The organism is Prauserella muralis (genome assembly GCF_003202285.1).
Classification (GTDB): domain Bacteria; phylum Actinomycetota; class Actinomycetes; order Mycobacteriales; family Pseudonocardiaceae; genus Prauserella_B; species Prauserella_B muralis.
The window spans coordinates 58,353-79,264 of the sequence record NZ_MASW01000002.1; the positions used below are offsets into that span (position 1 = coordinate 58,353).

19 protein-coding genes and 1 pseudogene are annotated in these 20,912 nt (G+C 70.1%); 14 read left to right on the forward strand and 6 right to left on the reverse strand.

Annotated features, from left to right (window positions below):
• Positions 1–15 precede the first annotated feature (15 nt).
• Positions 16–3,786: a DNA gyrase subunit A gene (locus BAY60_RS11385; RefSeq protein ID WP_112280923.1), complete on the forward strand. Its 3,771-nt coding sequence runs from the start codon at positions 16–18 to the stop codon at positions 3,784–3,786.
• 69 nt (positions 3,787–3,855) lie between these two features.
• Here BAY60_RS11385 and BAY60_RS11390 read toward each other — a convergent pair whose 3' ends face one another.
• On the reverse strand, positions 3,856–4,467 hold the full coding sequence (locus BAY60_RS11390; protein WP_112280924.1) for a YHS domain-containing protein: 612 nt from the start codon (positions 4,465–4,467) through the stop codon (positions 3,856–3,858).
• 178 nt (positions 4,468–4,645) lie between these two features.
• On the opposite strand from BAY60_RS11390, the gene BAY60_RS11395 reads away from it, so the two are divergent.
• The 3 genes from BAY60_RS11395 (at position 4,646) to BAY60_RS11405 (ending at position 7,450) form a co-directional block, all read left to right on the forward strand.
• The gene (locus tag BAY60_RS11395; protein ID WP_112280925.1) at positions 4,646–5,782 is read left to right on the forward strand and encodes a sensor histidine kinase; all 1,137 of its coding nucleotides are present in this window, start codon (positions 4,646–4,648) and stop codon (positions 5,780–5,782) included.
• Complete coding sequence (locus BAY60_RS11400) at positions 5,779–6,453, forward strand: response regulator transcription factor (RefSeq protein ID WP_112280926.1); 675 nt, start codon at positions 5,779–5,781, stop codon at positions 6,451–6,453. The genes BAY60_RS11395 and BAY60_RS11400 overlap by 4 nt, the downstream gene beginning before the upstream one ends.
• A 64-nt stretch (positions 6,454–6,517) precedes the next feature.
• On the forward strand, positions 6,518–7,450 hold the full coding sequence (locus BAY60_RS11405) for an RluA family pseudouridine synthase (RefSeq protein ID WP_112280927.1): 933 nt from the start codon (positions 6,518–6,520) through the stop codon (positions 7,448–7,450).
• 7 nt (positions 7,451–7,457) lie between these two features.
• On the opposite strand, the gene BAY60_RS11410 is transcribed toward BAY60_RS11405, so the two are convergent.
• Positions 7,458–7,850, reverse strand: coding sequence for a type II toxin-antitoxin system VapC family toxin (locus BAY60_RS11410; protein ID WP_170160381.1), 393 nt, complete (start codon positions 7,848–7,850; stop codon positions 7,458–7,460).
• 252 nt (positions 7,851–8,102) lie between these two features.
• Complete coding sequence (locus tag BAY60_RS11415) at positions 8,103–9,077, reverse strand: sugar-binding transcriptional regulator (RefSeq protein ID WP_112280929.1); 975 nt, start codon at positions 9,075–9,077, stop codon at positions 8,103–8,105.
• Positions 9,078–9,207: 130 nt separating this feature from the next.
• On the opposite strand from BAY60_RS11415, the gene BAY60_RS11420 reads away from it, so the two are divergent.
• From BAY60_RS11420 to BAY60_RS11440, 5 genes are all read left to right on the forward strand, one after another.
• A complete protein-coding gene (locus BAY60_RS11420) occupies positions 9,208–10,215 on the forward strand; it encodes a zinc-dependent alcohol dehydrogenase family protein (protein ID WP_112280930.1) in 1,008 nt (335 codons plus the stop codon).
• Positions 10,208–11,572 carry an ABC transporter substrate-binding protein gene (locus BAY60_RS11425; RefSeq protein ID WP_112280931.1) on the forward strand — a complete coding sequence of 455 codons (1,365 nt, stop codon included), beginning with the start codon at positions 10,208–10,210 and terminating at the stop codon, positions 11,570–11,572. Before BAY60_RS11420 ends, BAY60_RS11425 begins: the two co-directional genes overlap by 8 nt.
• Positions 11,569–12,507, forward strand: a complete 939-nt coding sequence (locus BAY60_RS11430) for a carbohydrate ABC transporter permease (protein WP_112280932.1) — start codon at positions 11,569–11,571, stop codon at positions 12,505–12,507. Before BAY60_RS11425 ends, BAY60_RS11430 begins: the two co-directional genes overlap by 4 nt.
• On the forward strand, positions 12,504–13,313 hold the full coding sequence (locus BAY60_RS11435) for a carbohydrate ABC transporter permease (protein ID WP_112280933.1): 810 nt from the start codon (positions 12,504–12,506) through the stop codon (positions 13,311–13,313). The genes BAY60_RS11430 and BAY60_RS11435 overlap by 4 nt, the downstream gene beginning before the upstream one ends.
• Before the next feature lie 79 nt (positions 13,314–13,392).
• Positions 13,393–14,217 (forward strand): SAM-dependent methyltransferase, encoded by an 825-nt coding sequence (locus BAY60_RS11440; RefSeq protein WP_112280934.1) that lies wholly within the window; start codon positions 13,393–13,395, stop codon positions 14,215–14,217.
• Between the two features lie 9 nt (positions 14,218–14,226).
• Here the strand turns inward: BAY60_RS11440 and BAY60_RS11445 are convergent, their stop codons facing one another.
• Positions 14,227–15,063: a maleylpyruvate isomerase family mycothiol-dependent enzyme gene (locus BAY60_RS11445; protein WP_112280935.1), complete on the reverse strand. Its 837-nt coding sequence runs from the start codon at positions 15,061–15,063 to the stop codon at positions 14,227–14,229.
• Positions 15,064–15,191: 128 nt separating this feature from the next.
• Between BAY60_RS11445 and BAY60_RS11450 the strand changes: the two genes are divergently transcribed.
• On the forward strand, positions 15,192–15,653 hold the full coding sequence (locus BAY60_RS11450) for a hypothetical protein (RefSeq protein WP_112280936.1): 462 nt from the start codon (positions 15,192–15,194) through the stop codon (positions 15,651–15,653).
• 3 nt (positions 15,654–15,656) lie between these two features.
• On the opposite strand, the gene BAY60_RS11455 is transcribed toward BAY60_RS11450, so the two are convergent.
• Complete coding sequence (locus tag BAY60_RS11455; protein ID WP_112280937.1) at positions 15,657–16,727, reverse strand: AI-2E family transporter; 1,071 nt, start codon at positions 16,725–16,727, stop codon at positions 15,657–15,659.
• A gap of 131 nt (positions 16,728–16,858) precedes the next feature.
• Here BAY60_RS11455 and BAY60_RS11460 point away from each other — a divergent pair, with 131 nt between their 5' ends.
• A complete protein-coding gene (locus BAY60_RS11460; RefSeq protein ID WP_112280938.1) occupies positions 16,859–17,158 on the forward strand; it encodes a DUF3040 domain-containing protein in 300 nt (99 codons plus the stop codon).
• Positions 17,159–17,167: 9 nt separating this feature from the next.
• Here BAY60_RS11460 and BAY60_RS11465 read toward each other — a convergent pair whose 3' ends face one another.
• Positions 17,168–18,016, reverse strand: coding sequence for a phosphoribosylaminoimidazolesuccinocarboxamide synthase (locus BAY60_RS11465; RefSeq protein WP_112280939.1), 849 nt, complete (start codon positions 18,014–18,016; stop codon positions 17,168–17,170).
• A 76-nt stretch (positions 18,017–18,092) separates the two neighbouring features.
• Between BAY60_RS11465 and BAY60_RS11470 the strand changes: the two genes are divergently transcribed.
• From BAY60_RS11470 to BAY60_RS38300, 3 genes and pseudogenes are all read left to right on the forward strand, one after another.
• Positions 18,093–19,883, forward strand: coding sequence for a thiamine pyrophosphate-requiring protein (locus BAY60_RS11470; protein ID WP_112280940.1), 1,791 nt, complete (start codon positions 18,093–18,095; stop codon positions 19,881–19,883).
• Positions 19,884–20,093: 210 nt separating this feature from the next.
• Positions 20,094–20,300, forward strand: a pseudogene (locus tag BAY60_RS38295) (SAM-dependent methyltransferase); the annotation flags it as partial.
• Positions 20,301–20,382: 82 nt separating this feature from the next.
• Positions 20,383–20,898 carry an SAM-dependent methyltransferase gene (locus tag BAY60_RS38300; protein WP_249043286.1) on the forward strand — a complete coding sequence of 172 codons (516 nt, stop codon included), beginning with the start codon at positions 20,383–20,385 and terminating at the stop codon, positions 20,896–20,898.
• The last annotated feature ends 14 nt before the right edge of the window (positions 20,899–20,912 follow it).

Below are 20,912 nucleotides of genomic sequence, written 5' to 3' on the forward strand. Positions count from 1 at the left end.
AGCTAGCGACAAGCCATGGCACGCCGCAAGAACACTGTCACGCGGGTCGATCCGGCCGCCTTCGACCAGGCCGGTGCCCAGGTCTTCGACAACTCGCTGAAGACCGAGATCGAGGACTCCTACCTGGAGTACGCCTACTCGGTCATCCACTCGCGCGCCCTGCCCGACGCCCGCGACGGGCTCAAGCCCGTGCATCGCAGGATCCTGTTCTCGATGAACGAGAACGGCTACCGGCCCACGCACGCCTACGTGAAGTCGTCGCGTGTGGTCGGTGACGTGATGGGCCGCTACCACCCGCACGGCGACACGGCGATCTACGATGCGATGGTCCGCCTGGCGCAGGACTTCTCGATGAACGTGCCGCTGGTGGACGGGCACGGAAACTTCGGAAGTCCCGACGATGGCCCGGCAGCGAGCCGGTACTGCGTTGTCGGGGACACCCGGATCCGCCTTGCCGACGGCTCCAGCCCCCGGATCGCCGATGTGGTCGACCTGCCGCCGGACTCCGAAGCCGATGCGGACTTCGAGGTACTGGACAAGGACGGCAAGGCCGTCCGGGTCGACAAGGTCTTCAACTCCGGCGTCCATCCCACGCTGCGGATCACGACGGAGTCCGGCTTCTCCCTGCGCGGTAGCGAGAACCACCTGGTGCTGTGTCTCGAGGCGCCCATGGGTGTGCCACTGTTCCAGTGGCGGAGGCTGGACGAGGTCAAGCCGGGCACGGTGGTGTGTGTGGCCCGCAATGCCTGGCTGCAGGTGGAGCCCACCGCGCGGGAGTACATGCTCGGCGTGCTGGCCGGAGCGTGGGTCACCGGAGGCTTCGCCAGCGAATCACGCGCAGGCTTCACCAACACCGACGAGCACTTCTTCAACGAGGTGGTGCACGCGTACGACCAGATCGTCGGTGGCAAGCGATCTGTGTCGCGGCGGCACACCCGCCGGGACCACAAGCTGGTCCACGAACTCGACATCCAGGACTGCGCCGGCGGGATGGACGCGCTCCGGGCGAGCCCTCTTGGCGAGTGCATCGGCTACTCCTCGGCCGAGACGGTCGTTCCCGAGTTCGTGTGGGCGGGTGACACCGGCGTCAAGCGAGCGTTCCTGATGGCGGCGTTCGAGGGCGACGGCGGTTGCCGCGCAGCCGACGGTTCCGTCACCGTGCAGTACAGCACGTACAGCGAACGCCTGGCGGGGGAGATCCAGGAACTGCTCGCCGAGTTCGGTGTGATCGCGCGCCGCTGTCGCAACCGGCGGCCGAGCGGTTCCGCGGAGTACCGGCTCGTCGTCTCGGGCCTGCGCAACGTCAAGGCCTTCGCCGAGCGCGTCGGTTTCCTGAAGACCAAGCAGGCGCATCTGCGCGAGCTGCTCAGCCGCTCGCCGCTGCGCGCGCCCCGGCTCAGCCAGGATCGCGTCCCCTTCGTCGCGGACTACGTCCGGAGCGCGCTGGACTTCGACCGGTCCGGCAGCGGGCGAAAGTGGCTGACCACGCACAACGTCGACCGCGTCGAGCGCTGGGAGACGGAGCGACTGCACATCATCGACCACATCGCCGACTCCGAAGTCCTCGCCACGATCCTGCCGATCATGGACTCGGGCTACCGGTTCGAGGAGATCACGGAGGTCGAGGCGGCCGAACCCGCCGAGGTGTACTCGGTGCGCGTGGACTCCGGCGACCACTCGTTCCTTGCCGGTGGATTCGTCAACCACAACACCGAGGCACGCATGTCGCCGGAGGCGATGCTGCTCGTCGGTGAGCTGGGCGAGGACACCGTCGACTTCCGGCCCAACTACGACGGCGAGCTGCTCGAACCCACCGTGCTCCCGGCGGCGTTTCCGAACCTGCTGGTCAACGGCACGTCCGGGATCGCCGTGGGCATGGCGACGAACATGATCCCGCACAACATGGGCGAGGTCATCGCCGCCGCGCGCTGGCTCATCAACCACCCGAACGCCTCGCTCGACAAGCTCATGGAGTTCGTGCCGGGGCCGGACCTGCCCACCGGCGGGCAACTGCTCGGCCTGGACGAGGTGCGCAAGGCCTACGAGACCGGGCGCGGCGTGGTGCGCATGCGCGCCACGGTCGAGACGGGTCCGATCGAGGGCAGCAGGCGGCAGGGCATCACGGTCACCGAGCTGCCGTACGGCGTCGGGCCCGAGAAGGTGATCGAGCGGATCACCGACGAGGTGAACAAGTCCAAGCGGCTCACCGGCATCGCCGACGTGAAGGACCTGACCGACCGGGAGAACGGCACCCGGCTCGTCATCGAGTGCAAGGTCGGCGTCAACCCGCAGGCCCTGCTCGCCGACCTCTACCGGCTGACGCCGCTGGAGCAGTCGTTCGGCATCAACAACCTCGTGCTCGTGGACGGGCAGCCGCAGACGCTGGGGCTCAAGCAGCTGCTCGACGTCTTTCTCGCCCACCGCTACGAGGTCGTCACCCGCCGGACCCGGTACCGGCGGCGCAAGCGCGAGGAGCGCCTGCACCTGGTGGAGGGCCTGCTGAAGGCGCTGCTGGACATCGACAAGGTGATCCGGCTCATCCGGCAGAGCGAGAACGCGCAGGCCGCCAAGGACGGCCTGATGACGCGGTTCAAGCTCTCCGACATCCAGGCCACCTACATCCTTGACACGCCACTGCGCAGGCTCACCAAGTACGACCGCATCGAGCTGGAGGCCGAGCAGGACCGGCTGCGCGAGGAGATCGCGGAGCTGTCCAGGATCCTCGACGACGAGCGCGAGCTGAAGAAGGTCGTCTCGCAGGAACTGGCCAAGATCGCCAAGGACTTCCCGACCGAGCGCCGCACCGCGCTGATCGACGGCGACCTCAAGGAGGTGCTGGCCGCCTCGAAGCCCGCGGGGCCGCTGGAGGTCGCCGACGACCCGTGCCAGGTGATCCTGTCGGCCACCGGACTCGTCGCCAGGACCGCCGCCGAGTCGGAGGAGGTCACCGAAGGCAGACGGCGCAGCGGGCGGGCCAAGCACGACGCGGTCTCCGCGATGGTGCACACCACCGCGCGAGGGCAGATCCTGCTGGTCACGAACACCGGTCGGGCGTTCAAGGTCGATGTGCTGCCACTGCCCGTGCTGCCCGACCGGGTGGGCACCGTGTCGCTGCGCGGCGGCATGGCCGCCCGGGAACTCGTGCCGCTGGACAAGGGCGAGCGGGTGGTCGGCATCGCTCCGCTCGGTGAGCAGGCCGAGGGCTCGCCAGGGCTCGCCCTGGGCACCCGGCGGGGCGTGGTGAAGGTGTGCTCGCCGGACTGGCCGGTGCGCTCCGACGAGTTCGACGTCATCTCCCTCAAGGACGGCGACGAGGTGGTCGGCGCCACGTGGCTGACCGACGGCGAGGAGACGCTGGCGTTCGTGTCCTCGCAGGCGGCGCTGCTGCGGTACCCGGCGTCGCTGGTGCGGCCGCAGGGCCTCAAGGGCGGCGGCATGGCGGGCATCAACCTGCCCTCGGATGCGGAGGTGGTGTTCTTCGGCGCGGTGCGCACCGACGACGAGGAGCACGGCGAGCCGATGGTCGTCACCGCCACCGGCGCCAGCGTCAAGATGACGCCGTTCGCCGAGTACCCGGCGAAGGGCAGGGCGACGGCAGGTGTGCGCGCGCAGCGCTTCCTCAAGGGGGAGACGGCCTTGCGGGTGGCGTGGATCGGCCCGCGCCCGGCCGGGGCGACGAAGAACGGCGACGCCGTCGAACTGCCGGAGCCGGATCCGCGTCGTGACGGCTCCGGAGCCGCGCACCCCGGACCGGACGTCATCGGGCACCTGATCGAACGCGGCTGACCCGCGAGTCCTGCGCTCAGGCCCGCGAGTTCTGCGCTCAGGCCCGCGAGTTCTGCGTTCGGGCAGCCCTCAGGCGGCGTGTTCCTCGGTGAACACCTCGTGGCAGCCGTTGCTGCAGAAGGCGTAGGTGGTGCCGCCGTGCTCGGCGACGGCGGCCGCGTGCTGGTAGGGCACCCGCATGCCGCACACGGGGTCGTAGCCGGTGCCCGGCGGCAGGTCCGCGGGGACGGGCGCCCCGCGGACCGGCTCGGTGATGAGGCGGACGAGATCGTTCGCCGTCATCGCCTTGCCGAACAGGCCCACCCCGCCGTCCGGGACACCGGTCACGTGGATCATCGCGCGCGGCGCGTCGTAGATCCCGGGGTCGCCGAGGACGTCGGCCAGCGTGGCGGTGAACGCTGTGACGACGTAGCCGCTCATCTCCTCACGCCAGCCCTCGGGCACGGCCACGCGGACGATGACCTGGGCGCAGCCCTGCTCGGCGCGGCGCCCGGCGACGTACCAGTCGTCGGCCTCCCGGAACACGACGTGGTACAGCGCGCGGGCGGCCTCCAGCACCTCGGCGGGCGCGGCCGCGTCCTCGCCGGTGCCGGTCAGGTCGGCGACGAACCGGTGCCCGATGCGGTCCCGCTGCTCTCTGGTGAGCAGACCGCGGGGCGTGAGCACTTCGGCGAACAGCATGTGAGCCTCCCTCTCGTCGGTTGACCCCGTCCAGCGTGCTCGCCGCGCCGCCCGGCGTCGTCGCACGCGGGAAGGCGTTGCCGCTGCTCCACTCGAGGCGGGTGCGGCGGGCACTACTTCGTGGGGAGTACGCCGGATGGGGAACGAAATCGGTGCGGTCCTGCTCTAGGGTGCGCTCATGGCAACGGATCGCGGGCGTCGCGCGGCGCTGCTCGACGCCGCGCTCGCCGCAGGCGTGACCGGGCTGGCGCTCGCCGATGCCGTGCTCGGCTCCTCGGAAGCCGGTGTGCTGGGCTACGTGCTGCTGCTTGCCGGAACGCTCGCACTGGCCGCCCGCAGCCGCGCGCCGCGCGTGGTGCTCGCGGTGACGCTGCTGGCGGGACTGGCCTACACCGCGCGGGTCGAGCCCGGTCCGATCGCGACGGTGCCGGTGCTGGTCGCCGTCTACACGGTGGTCAGCCTCGGACACCGCGCGCTCGGGCTCGGCGTGGCCGCGCCGCTGCTGGTGTTCGCCGTGGCGAGCAACCTCGCCGCCACCGAGGACGCGACGCCCGCTGGGCAGGCGATCCAGGAGGCGATCCTGCCGGTCGGCTGGTTCGTCGCGGGGTACGTCCTCGGAGAGGTGGCGCGGCACCGCAGGGCCTACGTCCGCCAGGCGGAGGAGCGGGCCGCGGAGGCCGAGCGCACGCGCGAGGAGGTCGCCCTGCGCAGGGCGAGCGAGGAGCGGCTGCGGATCGCCCGCGAACTGCACGACTCGCTCACCCACCAGATCTCGATCATCAAGGTGCAGGCGGGTGTCGCCGTGCACCTGGCCCGCAAACGCGGCGAGGACGTGTCGGAGGCACTGCTGGCCGTGCAGGAGGCCAGCCGCGAGGCCACCAGGGAGCTGCGGGCGACGCTGGAGGTGCTGCGCGACAGCGACGGGGAGGGGCCCGGCCACGGTCTCGCCCGGCTCGATGACCTGGTGGAGCGCGCGGGGGTGCCCGCGACCGTGACGGTCGACGGCCCCGAACGCACACTGCCCGCCGACGTCGACCGCGCGGCCTACCGGATCGTGCAGGAGGCACTCACCAACGTGGTCAGGCACGCGGGCGCCGCCACGGCATCGGTGCGCCTCGCCTACGGCGCCGACGCGCTGACGATCGTCGTCGAGGACGACGGCAGCGCCGCGCCGGGCAACGAGCCCGTGCCCGGGGTCGGGCTGATCGGCATGCGCGAGCGGGTCAGCGCGCTGGGCGGCAGGCTCCGCGCCGGCCCGCGCGCCGAGGGCGGGTTCCGGGTCGAGGCCAGCCTGCCCGTGGGGCGGCCCGCGTGATCCGGGTCCTGCTGGTCGACGACCAGGCCCTGATCCGGGGCGGATTCCGCGCGTTGCTCGACGCCGAGGACGACATCGAGGTGGTGGCCGAGGCCGCCGACGGCGCCGAGGGCGCGGCGCTGGCCGCCGAGCACGTGCCGGACGTCGCGCTCGTGGACATCCAGATGCCGGTGGCCGACGGTATCGAGGCGACCAGGCGGATCGTGGCCGATCCGCGCCTGACCGGCGTGCATGTGGTGATCCTGACCAACTACGGCCTGGACGAGTACGTGTTCAACGCGCTGCGCGCGGGCGCCACCGGCTTCCTGGTCAAGGACATCGACCCCGCCGACCTGCTCCACGCCGTGCGCGTGGCCGCGCGTGGCGACGCGCTGCTGGCTCCGTCGGTGACACGCAGGCTGATCGGCGAGTTCACCGCGCGCGCCCCCGACGGCGACGTCACCGGCGACCTGGCGTTGCTGACCCGGCGGGAACGCGAGGTGGTCGCGCTGGTCGCGCGCGGGCTGTCCAACGACGAGATCGCCGCGCACATGGTGATCAGCCCGCTGACCGCCAAGACCCACGTCAGCCGCGCGATGACCAAGCTGGGTGCCCGCGACCGCGCCCAGCTCGTGGTGTTCGCCTACGAGTCGGGACTGGTGTCACCGAAGCGCGGCTCGGCCGACGGATAGACCTGCCCGTCCGCGCCGACGATCAGGGGCCGGACGGTGTGCGACGGCAGTAGGCTGGCGCTCGATGAAACGTCCGGCGTCTCCCCTTCCGCAGCGGCACGGCCTCGACGCCGCGCGGATCAAGCTGCCCGCCGAGGGCGAGTGGCCGACGGTGCGGGACCACCTTGTCGAGCGGCTGCCCCGGCTGGATCCGGCGCGGATCGACGCGATGCTGCGCGAGGAGCGCATCGTCGGCCTCGACGGGCCGATCACCCCCGAGACGCCGTTCACCCCGAACGCCTTCCTCTGGTTCCACCGAGACCTGCCGGAGGAGGTGCCGGTGCCGTTCGACATCGGCATCGTGCACCGCGACGAGAACCTGCTGGTGGTGGACAAGCCGCATTTCCTGGCGACGATCCCGCGCGGAAGGCACGTCGTGGAGACGGCGCTGGTGCGGTTGCGCCGGGATCTGGGGCTGCCCGAGCTGAGCCCGGTGCACCGGCTCGACCGCGTGACGGCCGGGCTGCTGATGTTCGTGACGCGGCGCGAGCTGCGTGGCGCGTACCAGAACCTGTTCCGCGATCGCCGCGTGCGCAAGGTGTACGAGGCGATCGCGCCCTACGATCCGGCGCTGGAGCTGCCCCGCACGGTGCGCAGCCGGATCGTGAAGGAACGCGGCATCGTCACCGCGCGGGAGGTGCCGGGCGAGCCCAACGCCGAGACCGCGGTGGAGCTGATCGAGCACAGGGAAGGCCTCGGGCGGTACCGGCTGCTGCCCGCGACCGGGCGAACCCACCAGCTCCGCGTGCACCTGGCGTCGCTCGGCATCCCGATTCTCGGCGACACCTTCTATCCCGTGCTCACCGAGACCGCGCTCGACGACTTCCGCCGCCCGCTGCAGCTGCTCGCCGCGACACTGGAGTTCACCGATCCGCTCACCGGCGAGCCCCGCCGGTTCGACAGCCGCGCGAGCCTGCAGGCGTGGACGGACTACCGCGCCTGGACGGCTGGGCCCTGACGCGCGATCAGCTCGGCGCGGCCACCGCGAGCCCGATCGCCGTCGCCGTCTCCGCAAGCCGGTTGTCGTAGGTGAGCAGTACGCTCACATCGGTTTCCAGGAGCAAGGCCGTGGCCCGATGGATGGCATCGAGCGAACGCAGCGTCGGCTCGGGAATGCGGCTGGCGGATTCGACGACCGCGGCACTGATGTCCACCAGACCGACGCGCTGGAGAGCGACGTCCACCCGGGGCAGTGCCTGCCCACCGGCGCGCAGGGCCGCGCGGCGCGCCTCGATCGCGAGCAGCGTGCTGGATACGTGGCCCTCTCCCGGTCGAGCGGCCAGGTACTCCCTGAGCGCCGCGGATTCCGGCTCCTTCCACACCAGTTTGGCGAAGGCCGAGGTGTGGAGGTAGATCACCAGCGTTCCTCGTCCCGCATCTCGGCGATGACGTCACCCAGCGGGCGTGCCCCCTCGGGAGCCTCCGGCGGGGCCCCAGCTCCAGCAGACTGCCGTCAGCGGGCCGGTACTGACCGACTGCGGCGAGCCGCTCGCTCGGGGTCGGCGCTGAGCGCAGAACTCGCGGGCCCGAGCGCAGGACTCGCGGGCTAGAGTGCAGAACTCGCGGGCCTGAGTGCAGGACTCGCGGGCTTGAGCGCAAGACTCGCGGCGTTAGCCGCGGCTTTGGGCCAGGCGGAGGGTCAGCTCCGCGGTTTCGGCGTCGGTGATGAGGGTGGTGACCATGCCGGAGCGCAGGACGGCGTCGATGGCCTCGGCCTTCGGTGCGCTGTAGCCGAGCGCGACCACCTCGGGCACCTGGCGCAGCTCCTCGTGGCTGATGGCCAGCACATGGTGGGCCAGGCCGGTGGACAGGGCGTTGCCGTCGGCGTCGAACAGCCGCGCCGCCACCTCCGCCTTGGCGCCGCGCTTGCTGATCGCGTCGCGCTCGGCGGGGGTGAGGGAGTCGTACACAGTGGACTCGCCGGGCTCCCAGGCGCCGATGCTCACGACCGCCTTGGTGAGGTGGCGGAACTGGCCGAACGTCTCGGCGATGCCCGGCTGCCTGCGCAACGTCTCGGTGGTGCGCCGGTCGGGGAGCACGAGCGGCGCGAAGATCGGGTACGCCTCCCCGCCCGACACCGTCGCCAGCCTGCTGACCGTCTCCACCGAGCGGTCCCGCATGTCCATTCCGGCCTGCACGCCGCACAACTGCACGATCGGGCAGCGCGGCAACGCCGTGATCTCCTCGGTCATCACGTTCACCGACCGTGCCCAGGACAGGCCGATCACGTCGTCCTTGGTGGCGATCTCCTCCAGCAAGCGCGCGGCGAGGGTGCCGATGCGCCTGCGCATCTCCGGCCGGGTCTCCCGCCGGTCCGCTCGTTCGAGCACCAGGGCCTGCTGCAGTCCGTAGGCGGAACGAAGGTCGGCCGACAGGCCGGGCTCGACGGCGGCCGGGAGGTCGAACTCCACTCTCACCAGCCCGGACTCCCGTGCCAGGTCGAGTATCCGGGCGACCTTGAACCGGCTCATCCCGAACTCGTGGGCAATCTCCAGCTTGGACCGGCCCCGCACGTAGAACCGGTGGGCGATCGAGGCGGCCTGAACCGAGTCAGTGAAGCCCAGCGGGCGGCGTTTGGCGCTCATATGAGCACTATAGCCCGAAATTTGAAGGAAAGGTTGACGTAACACCAGGAAGACCCTTTCAATGCCAGGCACATGCGATCGAGTGAATGATTCGCAAAGTGCTCATATGAGCGGTGAAAGGTGGGATGGCATGCGTGCCGCGATCGTCGACCAACCCGGCTCCGTGAGGGTCGGTGACGTGCCGGATCCCAAACCGGGGGAGCGGCAGGTCGTCGTCAAGGTGGGGGCCTGCGGCATCTGCGGCACGGACCTGCACATCGCCGACGGGCACTTCCCGCCGACGCCGTACCCGATCGTGCCCGGCCACGAGTTCGCGGGCGAGATCGTGGAGCTCGGCGCGGGTGTGCCGGGCGAATGGCGGGTGGGCGACCGGGTCGCCGTCGACCCGTCGCTGTTCTGCGGCTACTGCACGCCGTGCCGCAGCGGCCACGGCAACCTGTGCGCCAACTGGGGGGCCACCGGGGACACGGTGGACGGCGCTTTCGCCGAGTACGTCGCCGTGCCCGCCGCCACCTGCTACCGCATGCCCGACGAGCTGACCTACCAGCAGGGCGCGCTCGTGGAGCCGGTGTCGTGTGCCGTGCACGGCGTGCGCCGCGTCGGAGTCGAGGCGGGCGAGCACTTCCTGGTGATGGGCGCGGGCACGATGGGGCTCATCATGCAGCAGCTGCTGCAGCGCTCCGGCGCGTCGGTCACCGTCGTCGACCGCAACACCGCGCGGCTGGCCAGGGCCACGGAACTGGGCGCCGCGGCCGTCGCGGGCGACGTCGCCGAACTCGACGGCCGTCGCTTCGACGCCGCGGCCGACTGCACGGGTGCGGTGCCCGCCATCGAGGCGGCGTTCGACGCGCTGCGCAGGGGCGGGCGCCTGCTCGTCTTCGGTGTCGCGCCCGAACAGGACCGGGTCGCGCTGTCGCCGTTTCGCATCTACAACGACGAGATCACCGTCGTCGGGTCGATGGCCGTGCTCAACAGCTTCGGCGCCGCGCTGGAGCTCGTCGCCTCCGGTGCCATCGACACCGGGGCGTTGCTCACCGACACGCTTCCCCTCGAGCGGTATCCCGACGCGCTGGCCCTGATGCGCAGTGGCGCCGGTCTGAAGGTGCAGGTGGTTCCGGGAGGCGGCAACGATGCCTGACGCCCCTGGCGGTCGGCGACGGCGCCGGCTGCCGCTGCTCCTGCTCGCCGTCCTGCTCCTGGCCTCCGGATGCGCCGGAGCCGGGGCGCTGGGCGCGGGCGGCAAGACGCTCGTGATCGCGATCGTCGCCAACCCGCAGATGAACGACGCGATCGCCCTGTCCGACCGGTTCGAACGCGCGCACCCCGGCGTGAACCTGCGGTTCGTGTCGCTTCCGGAGAACCAGGCGCGCGCGAAGATCACCGCCTCGACCGCCACCCAGGGCGGCGAGTTCGACGTGGTGATGATCAGCAACTACGAGACGCCGCAGTGGGCCGAGAACGGCTGGCTGGAGAACCTCCAGCCCTACATCGACTCCAGCCCCGGCTACGACGCGGGCGACTTCATCCCCAGCATCCGGGACTCCCTGTCCTACCAGGGCGACATGTATTCCGTGCCCTTCTACGGCGAGTCGTCCTTCCTGGCCTACCGCAAGGATCTGTTCGCCAAGGCGGGCCTGACGATGCCGGCGAACCCGACGTGGCGGCAGATCGCGGAATTCGCGGCGAAGCTGGACGACAAGCGGGCCGGCATCGCCGGAATCTGCCTGCGCGGCAAGCCCGGCTGGGGCGAGAGCCTCGCACCGTTCACCACTGTCGTGAACACCTTCGGTGGCCGCTGGTTCGACCGGAACTGGAACGCGCAGCTCACCTCGCCGGAGTTCCGCGCCGCCGCGGAGTTCTACGTCAACCTGCTGCGCGAGCACGGCGAGCCGGGCGCCGCCAGCGCGGGCTTCTCCGAGTGCGGCACGCGCTACGCCCAGGGGCAGGCCGCCATGTGGTACGACGCCACCGTCATGGCCGGGACCAATGAGGACCCTTCGAGCAGCAGGATCGTCGGCAAGTCCGGCTACGTGGCCGCGCCCGTGAACAAGACCGACTCCAGCGGCTGGCTCTACACCTGGTCGCTGGCGATGCCGAAGGCCACCGAGCACAAGCAGGCCGCCTGGGAGTTCATGCGCTGGATGACCGGCAAGGACTTCGTGCGGACGGTCGGTGAGGAGTTCGGCTGGAACCGGGTGCCGCCGGGCTGCCGCCGCTCCACCTACGAGATCCCGGAGTACCTCGAGGCCGCGAAGGCCTACGCGCGACCCACCCTCAACGGCATCGAGAACGCCGACCAGGACAGCACCATGACCGAACCGGTGCCCTACCCCGGCATCCAGTTCGTCGGCATCCCCGAGTTCCAGGACCTGGGCACCCGGGTGAGCCAGCAGCTCTCCGCGGCGATCGCCGGCCAGAAGACGGTCGACGAGGCCTTGCGCCAGTCGCAGGAGTACGCCGAGACAGTCGGCCAGGCCTACCGGGAGACCCGATGACGACGACGACAGCGGCTCCTACGCCACCACCCGTCAGCGAGGCCGCGCCGGTCTCCGCGCCGCGCAGGCGCGCCAATCCCTGGAAGCGCAGGGCTCCGCTGCTGCCCGCGCTGCTGTTCACCATCGCCGTCACGCAGGTGCCGTTCCTGGTCACGGTGTTCTACTCGTTCCAGTCGTGGAACCTCGTGCGGCCCGGATCCCAGCACTTCGTCGGTGTCCAGAACTACGTCGACGTGTTCGCCGACAGCCAGTTCCGGGGCGCGATGCTCAACACGGTCCTGCTCACCGTGGTGTGCGTGTTCGTCTCGATGCTGCTCGGGCTCGGCCTCGCGCTGCTGCTGGACCGCAAGTTCGTCGGCCGCAGCGTGGTGCGCACGCTCATCATCACGCCGTTTCTCATCCTGCCCGCCGCGGGTGCGCTGCTGTGGAAGACGACGATGTTCGACCCGACGTACGGGCTGCTCAACGTCGGTTTCGGCGGCAACACCGACTGGCTGTCGGAGTTCCCGCTGGCCTCGGTGATGACGCAGGTGGTCTGGCAGTGGACGCCGTTCATGACGCTGCTGATCCTCGCCGGGCTGCAGGGGCAGTCGAAGGAGGTGCTGGAGGCCGCGCAGGTCGACGGCGCGGGCCGCTGGCGCACGTTCGCCTCCATCACGCTGCCGCAGCTGAGCCGCTACCTGCAGCTGGCGGCCCTGCTCGGCGCGATCTACATCGTGAACTCGTTCGACGCGATCTACCTGATGACCCAGGGCGGTCCGGGCACCGCCAGCACGAACCTGCCCTTCTACATCTACCAGCGCGCGTTCGAGGGCTTCGACGTCGGCCAGTCGTCGGCGATGGGCGTCATCGTCGTGGTGCTCACGCTCGTCGTCGCCACCTTCGCGCTGCGCCTGATGTTCCGGACCTTCGAGGTGAGCGGAGGAGTGAAATGAGGCTCGGCCGGGTCTCGCTGACCGCGTTCACGTGGCTGGTGGCGATTCTGTTCGTTTTCCCGCTGGTGTGGATGGTGCTGACGGCGTTCAAGCAGGAGGCCGACGCCTACACCGATCCGCCGAAGCTGTTCTTCTCCCCGACGCTGGAGCAGTTCGCCGGCGTGTTCGAACGAGGGTTCCTGCCGTACCTGGCGAACTCGGGTTTCGTCACGGTCCTTTCGACCCTGGCGGTACTGGTGCTCGGCATTCCCGCCGCCTACGCACTGTCGATCGCGCCGGTCAAGGGCACGGGCAATGCGCTCGGCTTCTTCCTGTCCACCAAGATGCTGCCCATCGTCGCGGCGATCATCCCGCTCTACGTCATCTCCCAGAACGTGCAGTTGCTGGACAACGTGTGGGCACTGGTCATCCTCTACACCGCGATGAACCTGCCGCTGGCGGTGTGGATGATGCGGTCGTTCTTCCTGGAGGTGCCCAGGGAGATGATCGAGGCGGGAAGGGTGGACGGCGCGACGCTGCCCACGCTGCTGTCCCGGATCATCCTGCCCGTCGTGGCCCCCGGGATCGCCGCGACGGCGCTGATCTGCGTGATCTTCTCGTGGACCGAGTTCTTCTACGCCATCAACCTCACCGCGGCGCGGGCCGGCACGGTGCCGGTGTTCTTGTCCGGGTTCATCACCAGCGAGGGGCTGTACTGGGCCCAGCTGTCGGCGGCGGCGCTGCTGGCGTCACTGCCCGTGATGATCGTCGGCTGGATCGCGCAGAACCATCTCGTCCGTGGCCTGTCGATGGGCGCTGTCAAGTAGCCCCGGGGCGGTGACGCGCAGTGCCGAAACCGCTACGATGACGGGCAATCCGGGACGATGGTGAGGAGAGCGAATCTCGATGTCCTCCGACAGCGCAGAGCAGACCGAGTCCGAGGTCGTCGTTCTCGACAACGGCGTGCCCACGGCGGCTCGGGTCTACGACGTCATGCTCGACGGCAAGGACAACTACGCGATCGACAGGCGGGTCGCGGAGGCGAGCCTGGCGGTGATGCCGGAGCTCAAGGAGATCGCCATCCACAACAGAGCGATCCTGCATCGTGTGGTGCGTCATCTCGCCGCCGACGAGGGCATCACGCAGTTCCTCGACCTCGGTTCGGGGCTGCCGACCGTGCGCAACACCCACGAGGTGGCGCAGGACGCCAACCCCGAGGCCAAGGTCGTGTACGTCGACATCGACCCGATCGTGCTCGCGCACGGCAGGGCGTTGCTGCAGGACAACCCCAACACCCGGGTCGTCACCGCGGACATCCGCAAGCCCGCCGAGGTGCTCGCGCACCCGGACGTGCAGGAGATGATCGACTTCAGCAAGCCGGTGTGCGTGATGCTGTGCGGCATCCTGCACCACATCCTCGACGAGGAGGACCCGGAGGGAATCGTCAAGGCCCTCCGCGAGGCCGTTCCGTCCGGTTCCTACTTCTTCATCACGAATTTCACGCGATTGAGTGATTCTCCGGAGAGCGAGGAGCTGGAGCGGGTCCTGTTGTCGCAGCTCGGCACGGGCCGGGTGCGCACGCCGGAGGAGCTGGAGCGGTTCTTCGACGGCCTGGAGATCCTGCCCCCGGGCATCGTGCCGCTGCCGTTGTGGCGCCCGGACGAGATCGTCACCGACGCGACGACCATCGGCGTCCGGTTCATGACCGGCGGAGTCGGCATCAAGCGCTGACCGCGCCGTTCACCGGATGATCGCGAGCAGGCTGGTCGCTGTCTCCGCGAGGCTTCGGTCGCCGACGAGGGTCGCCTGTGCTCGCGCCTGTTCCGCCGTCCGGCCCCTGCTGGCCAGGCGCCAGAGCGTGTGCTGATCCATCGTCACGGTGGCTGCGGGGTCTGTCGACGTCGCGCCGGTGGTGACTCGCCAGCGGCCGTCGTCGTGGATGGCGGTCCACACTCCGCCGGCTGGACCAGTGACCTGGAATCGCAGGGTGGTGCCGTCCTGGCGTGGTTCGGCGGCGAGCGTGCTGGGCAAGGCCCGCAGGAACGTGTCCACCACGGGGCCGAGCAGTTCTGGCTGGTCGGCGCCGGGTCGTGTGACCGCGTCCCGGATCTGTTGCTGGTGTACCCAGAACTCGGTGTACTCGCGGGCGATGTCGAGCCACGCCGGGCTCGGTAGGTCCGTCGCCGCCCACGACACGTCGAGATCGGCGGCGTCGTGGAGGTTCCGCTCCGCCCACAGCGCGTCGAGCTGCGGGCCCAGGTGCGTGAGCAGGTCGATCAGCACCCGAGGGCTGCATTGCCGCGCGGCGCTGACGAACTCCTCGTTGATACGGGCGATGAAGGCGGGGAGCGACTCGCCAGGGTGGAACCCGGCGCCGTGGTGGCCGTCGCGGCTTCCGGAAAGCCTGCGAACGTAGTCGTTGACGAGGTGAGCCACGACGTCGTGCACGTCCCAGCCGGGACAGATCGTCGGCTTGGCCCAGTCGGAGCGATCGAGCGAGCCGAGCAGCTCGAGCAGGGCGAAACGTTCCCGGGGGAACAGCGGCCGGACATCGACCGGGGGCCCGAAGATCGTCATGTCGTCATGGTGGCGGATGCTCCGGGTGTTGGCGCGATCGAATTTCGCGCCCGGAACTTGACGCCGATTTCACATCCCGTGGGAACCCGCCGACCCGTCCACGGGCGTCGGAAAGGCGAGGTGATCGGATGCCGGGCAAGACCGCAAAGCGTGACCGGCCGAAGGGGCTCTACGTCCACGAGGTCAAGCTCTCCCTGCGTAACAACGCCGGGGCCTACGGCTACTCGGTGATGATCACCTGCTCGCTGGCGATGCTCTCGACCGTCCACAGCACGCCGGAACCAGGGCAGATCTTCCTGTTCGTGCTCGGCGGCGGCGCCAGCTTCCTGCTGGTCGAGGCCATCGCCACCAGCGGCTTCCGCCGTTCGCTGCAGTCCGGCGAGAGCACCACGGTGGTGGCACTCGGCACCGCGCTGAGCGCCCTGTCCATCTCCGTCGGCGTCGGTGCGGCGTGGCTGGTGGCCGTCCTGCTGCCGGTGACGCTGGGCTGGTTCGTCGCCTCGTTCGCCGCGTCCGTGGTGTATCTGCTGCTGTCCGCGCTGGAGATGGGCTTCGCCCGTCGCGTCGAGGAGGCGCGCAACGTCGAGTGAGCGTCAGGTCTGCTCGCGGGCCCGGTGCTCGGCCACCGTGAGTACCACTGCCCGGAACGCGGCGACCACGGGAACGGCGAACAGCACCCCCGCGATGCCGCCTTCCGTGCCGCCGACGACCAGCGCCAGCAACACGATCACCGGATGCAGGCGGGAGACGTTGCCCTGCAGGATCGGCTGCAGCACCTGCCCCTCCAGTTGCTGCACGGCGAGCACGACGCCGAGAATGATGAGCGCGGAGACCCAGCCGTTGCTCACCAGGGTGACGGCGACCGCGAGGAACCCGGACACCACGGCGCCCACGTAGGGCACGAAACCGCCGAGGAACACGAGCGCGGCCAGCGGCACGGTCAGCGGTACGCCGACCACGGCCAGCCCGATGCCGATGCCGATGGCGTCGATGAGTGCCACGAGGGCGGTCACCCACACGTACTGGACGATGCCGTGGAAGGCGCGCCGGCCCGCCTGGTCGACCATCTCCCGGGCGCCGGGCCGCCACAGCCGCAGGATGCCGTGCCACATCTTCGGGCCGTCGTAGAGGAACATCAGTAGCAGCACCAGGGCCAGCAGCAGGCCGACGAGCACGGAACCGACGGTGGTGAACGCGCCCATCGCCTGTGACACGACGGCGGACTGGTTGCCCTCCAGCCACTGCCGCACCCGATCGAGCAGGTTTCCTCCAAGGTGGAACGGGCTGCCGGCGAGCCACTGCTGGATCTGGCCGATGCTCTCCGAAACCCGCTGCCGCAGCTCGTCCCAGCCCTGGATGATGGCGATGACGACGAACGTGACGATGCCGCCCGCGACGACCAGCCCGGCCAGCAGTGCGGCGAACGCCGCCAGCGGCCGGGGCCAGCGATGCCTGCAGAGCCAGCCGACGAGAGGTTCCAGCATCGCGGTGAGCAGCAGGGCGACGAGCAGCGGGATCAGCACGTAACTGAGGTGCTGTACCACGTTGCGCAGGGCCCACAGCAGGACGAGCACCACGAGCAGCTGCACCGAGACGATCGCCGCGCGGCGCAGTGTGCCCGAGGTCAGCCGGATACGCGGTTCCGGATCGGATGCTTGGTCCACGCCACCGGTTTGCCCGGCGGCCTCCCGCGGAAACCCGGCGCTCGGGTGGTGCCGTTTGCCTGGGCTCGCACGGGGTAGTCAGTTCGCATCGACCACGTCCCGCGTGAAGTCCGGATGCCCGAGGAGCCGCGATGCTGAGTCACCACGAAAGGCAGGAGCTCGAGCGTATACAGCACTGGTTCGAACTCGACGATCCCGATCTGGCGCAGGCGCTCGGCCAGGGCACCACGCCGTCGGCCGCGCGGGGGCGAGGCCGGATCTCCCGGTTCGCCATCGACGCACTGGCCGCGGTGGTCATCGTGCTGGGGATCGTGACTCTCAACTTCGGACTGCTCTTCCTCGGCGCGCTGGTGCTCGCCGTGGCGGCCTGCCTGCACGTGTCCGGCTGGCCGTCCTCCGAGCGGGGCGAGCGCCGGGGGCTCGCCGAGTAGCGGCGTCGCCTACGCCGGCCGGCCCCACGTGTTGCCCGTGATGCGTTCGTACACCTCGGCGTAGCGGGCGCGCGTGGCCTCCACGACGTCGGGAGGCACCTCGGGTCCCGGCGGGGTCCTGTCCCAGCCGGTGCCGGTCGCCCAGTCGCGGACGAACTGCTTGTCGAAGGAGAACTGCGGGCGGCCGGGCTCCCACTGGTCGGCGGGCCAGAACCGCGACGAGTCCGAGGTCAGCACCTCGTCGCCGAGGGTCAGCACGCCGTCCTCGTCCAGGCCGAACTCCAGCTTGGTGTCGGCGACGATGATGCCCCTCGCGGCGGCGTGCTCGGCACCCGCGCGGTAGATGTCGAGCGTGAGCGCGCGCAGGCGCTCAGCGAGGTCGCCGCCGACCTGGGCGACCACGTCGTCGAAGGTGATGAACTCGTCGTGGCCGACATCGGCCTTGGTCGTCGGCGTGAAGATCGGCTCCGGCAGGCGGCTGCCCTCCTGCAGCCCCTCGGGCAGCGCGACCCCGGACACCGTGCCGTTGGCCTGGTACTCGCGCAGGCCGAGGCCGGTGAGGTAGCCGCGCGCGATGCACTCCACCTTCACCATGTCCAGCGGCTTGCAGCGGATGGCCCGGCCGGCGAACTCCGGCGGTACCTCGGTGGCCGAGAGCACGTGGTTGGGCACGACGTCGCGCAGGCGATCGAACCACCACAGCGAGAGCTGCGTGAGAAGAGCACCCTTGCCGGGAATCGGCGTCGGCAGTGTCACGTCGTAGACCGAAACCCGGTCGGAGGCGACGAGCAGGATGTCCCCGCCGTCTTCGTAGAGGTCCCGGACCTTGCCGGCGTGGATGTGCTTCACGCCCGACATCGTAAGGGCCGGGGGATTGCCCGCAGCCACTTCGGGTAGCCGGTGGCCGAGCGGCGGCAGCGAGCGAGGAGGCGACATGGCCGAGACGGTGGCCGACCAGGTCGTGCGGCGGCTGGGGGAGTGGGGCGTCGAGCAGGTGTTCGGCTACCCCGGGGACGGGATCAACGGCATCCTGGCCGCCTTCGGCCGCGCCGACAACCAGCCCCGGTTCGTCCAGTCCCGGCACGAGGAGATGTCGGCGTTCCAGGCCGTCGGCTACGCCAAGTTCAGCGGCGAGGTGGGGGTGTGCCTGGCCACCTCCGGTCCCGGAGCCATCCACCTGCTCAACGGGCTCTACGACGCCAAGCTCGACCACGTGCCGGTGGTGGCGGTCGTCGGCCAGACCGCCCGCAGCGCCATGGGCGGCAGCTACCAGCAGGAGGTGGACCTGCAGCCGCTGCTGAAGGACGTGGCCGGCGCCTACCTGGTGGAGGTCAACGTCGCCGAGCAGCTGCCCAACGCCCTCGACCGCGCGTTTCGCGCCGCCAGGGCCCGGCAGGCGCCCACCGCTGTCATCGTGCCCGCCGACCTGCAGGAGGAGGAGTACAGTCCGCCGGAGCACGAGTTCAAGCACGTACCCTCCAGCCCGCCGAGCACGCCGCATTCGGTGCTGGTGCCGCCGGAGGACGAGCTGGCACACGCCGCCGCCGTGCTCAACGCGGGGCGCAAGGTCGCGATACTCATCGGCCAGGGCGCGCGCAACGCCGCCGAGGAGGTCCGGCACGTCGCGGACGTGACCGGCGCCGGGGTGGCGAAGGCGTTGCTCGGCAAGGACGTGCTCCCCGACGACCTGCCCTACGTCACCGGCGCGATCGGCCTGCTCGGCACGCGCCCGAGCTACGAGCTGATGCGTGACTGCGACACGCTGCTGATCGTCGGCTCCAACCTGCCGTACTCGCAGTTCCTGCCCGAGTTCGGCCAGGCGCGGGCCGTGCAGATCGACATGGACGAGAGCGTGCTCGGCATGCGCTACCCGACCGAGGTCGGGCTGGTGGGAGAGGCCAAGGCCACGCTGCGGGCTCTGCTGCCGCTGCTGGACCGGCACGAGGAGCGTTCCTGGCGGGAGACGATCGAGGGCAACGTCGCGTCGTGGTGGGAGACGATGGAGCAGCAGGCCATGCTCGACGCGAAGCCGGTGAACCCGATCCGCGTCGTGCACGAGCTGTCGCCGCGCCTCCCCGAGGACGCGATCGTCACCGCCGACTCGGGTTCGTCGACCAACTGGTACGCCCGCAACCTCCGGATGCGCGGGCGCATGCGCGGCTCCCTCTCCGGGTCGCTGGCCACGATGGGCCCGGCGGTGCCCTACGCCATCGGCGCCAAGTTCGCCTTCCCCGACAGGCCGGTGGTCGCGCTCGCGGGCGACGGTGCGATGCAGATGAACGGACTGGCGGAACTGATCACCATCGCGCGGTACCACCGGCTGTGGAGCGACCCGCGGCTGGTGGTGTGCGTCTTCCACAACAACGACCTCAACCAGGTGACGTGGGAACTGCGGGCAATGGGCGGCGCGCCGAAGTTCGAGGAGTCACAGTCGCTGCCCGAGGTGTCCTACGCCGACTTCGCCGCGAGTCTCGGGCTGGAGGCCGTGTCCGTGGACGACCCTGCGGAGCTCGGCGCCGCGTGGGACCGGGTGCTCGCCGCTGACCGCCCGGCGGTGCTCGACGTGCGCTGTGATCCCGAGGTGCCACCGATCCCGCCGCACGCGACGTTCGAGCAGGTGAGGTCGACGACCCAGGCCCTGCTCTCCGGCGACCCGAACGCCTGGCACGTGCTGGTGCAGGGCGCGAAGACCAAGGCGCAGGAGCTCCTGCCCGGCGGTCGCTGACTCGCGGCACCACCGTCCAAAGCGGCGTAGCGCGCTACGACGCGGCGTGCCGCTTTTCCTTGCGTGGTACCGGAAAACGATGTCATCCGGCAGAATGGCATGGTGTGCCCGCGCCTGGATTCCGCTGCCGTTCGCAGTAGAATCTGGTGCCCTGTGTGGCGGACATAGCCGGGACCGAAGCGGGTCGTGACCCGAGGAGGCGTACTCAGAGTGGCACTCCCCGTCGAGACCGAAGGCCAGAACGGCTCTGGCCAGCCGAGCATCGCGCGCATCAACGACTGCTGGCTGGAAGGAGCGCACCACTCGGAGGATGATCGGGAGTTCGCCAACCGCATCGCGTTGTGCGCTCCGCAGATTCCGTACCTCGTGCGGGAGTCACGCGAGCTGCTCCGCCGCATGACGACGCACCTGCTCGCTCAGGGAGTACGCCAGTTCCTCGACCTGGGCTCCGGCATCCCGACCCTCGGGCACGTGCACGAGGGTCGCCCAGAAACAGGGTGTGGACGCGCGGGTTCTGTATGTGGATCTGGAGCCCTCGGTTGCCGCCGACGGTGCCACGATCCTCGAAGGCGACGACAACGCCGCCTATCTCTGCGCCGACGTCCGCGACGCGGAGGCGATTCTCGGCTCCGCCGAGGCCCGCAGGCTGTTCGATCTCGACCAGCCTCTCGCCGTGCTGTTCATCGAGACGCTGCTGTACCTGTCCGACTCCGAGAATCCGGCGTACGTGGTCAGGTCCTATGTCGACCGGCTGCCCTCCGGCAGCTACGTGGGTATCGTGCATTTCAGCGAGGACGAGGAACTGGCCAACGGGCTCGGGCTGTTCAGCAGGATGTTCGGCACCCCGCCTGCCGTCACGCTGCGCGACGGTGACCGCGTGGTCGAGTTCCTCGATGGCCTCGACGTCGAGGATCCGGGTGTCGTGCCGGTGCCGCTGTGGAAGCCGGAGGCGGAAGGCCTCGTCAAGAACCCGGACCGGGTGCCGGTGCACGCCGGGCTCGGTCGCAAGCCCTGACCAGGCGCGCTCGC

Excerpts from the sequence above, each read along its gene's own strand:
- BAY60_RS11385 (WP_112280923.1), top strand. The coding sequence starts at position 16 with ATGGCACGCCGCAAGAACACTGTCACGCGGGTCGATCCGGCCGCCTTC.
- BAY60_RS11390 (WP_112280924.1), bottom strand. The coding sequence starts at position 4,467 with ATGCTGTTCGCCGAAGTGCTCACGCCCCGCGGTCTGCTCACCAGAGAG.
- BAY60_RS11395 (WP_112280925.1), top strand. The coding sequence starts at position 4,646 with ATGGCAACGGATCGCGGGCGTCGCGCGGCGCTGCTCGACGCCGCGCTC.
- BAY60_RS11405 (WP_112280927.1), top strand. The coding sequence starts at position 6,518 with ATGAAACGTCCGGCGTCTCCCCTTCCGCAGCGGCACGGCCTCGACGCC.
- BAY60_RS11415 (WP_112280929.1), bottom strand. The coding sequence starts at position 9,077 with ATGAGCGCCAAACGCCGCCCGCTGGGCTTCACTGACTCGGTTCAGGCC.
- BAY60_RS11420 (WP_112280930.1), top strand. The coding sequence starts at position 9,208 with ATGCGTGCCGCGATCGTCGACCAACCCGGCTCCGTGAGGGTCGGTGAC.
- BAY60_RS11425 (WP_112280931.1), top strand. The coding sequence starts at position 10,208 with ATGCCTGACGCCCCTGGCGGTCGGCGACGGCGCCGGCTGCCGCTGCTC.
- BAY60_RS11430 (WP_112280932.1), top strand. The coding sequence starts at position 11,569 with ATGACGACGACGACAGCGGCTCCTACGCCACCACCCGTCAGCGAGGCC.
- BAY60_RS11435 (WP_112280933.1), top strand. The coding sequence starts at position 12,504 with ATGAGGCTCGGCCGGGTCTCGCTGACCGCGTTCACGTGGCTGGTGGCG.
- BAY60_RS11440 (WP_112280934.1), top strand. The coding sequence starts at position 13,393 with ATGTCCTCCGACAGCGCAGAGCAGACCGAGTCCGAGGTCGTCGTTCTC.
- BAY60_RS11445 (WP_112280935.1), bottom strand. The coding sequence starts at position 15,063 with ATGACGATCTTCGGGCCCCCGGTCGATGTCCGGCCGCTGTTCCCCCGG.
- BAY60_RS11450 (WP_112280936.1), top strand. The coding sequence starts at position 15,192 with ATGCCGGGCAAGACCGCAAAGCGTGACCGGCCGAAGGGGCTCTACGTC.
- BAY60_RS11460 (WP_112280938.1), top strand. The coding sequence starts at position 16,859 with ATGCTGAGTCACCACGAAAGGCAGGAGCTCGAGCGTATACAGCACTGG.
- BAY60_RS11465 (WP_112280939.1), bottom strand. The coding sequence starts at position 18,016 with ATGTCGGGCGTGAAGCACATCCACGCCGGCAAGGTCCGGGACCTCTAC.
- BAY60_RS11470 (WP_112280940.1), top strand. The coding sequence starts at position 18,093 with ATGGCCGAGACGGTGGCCGACCAGGTCGTGCGGCGGCTGGGGGAGTGG.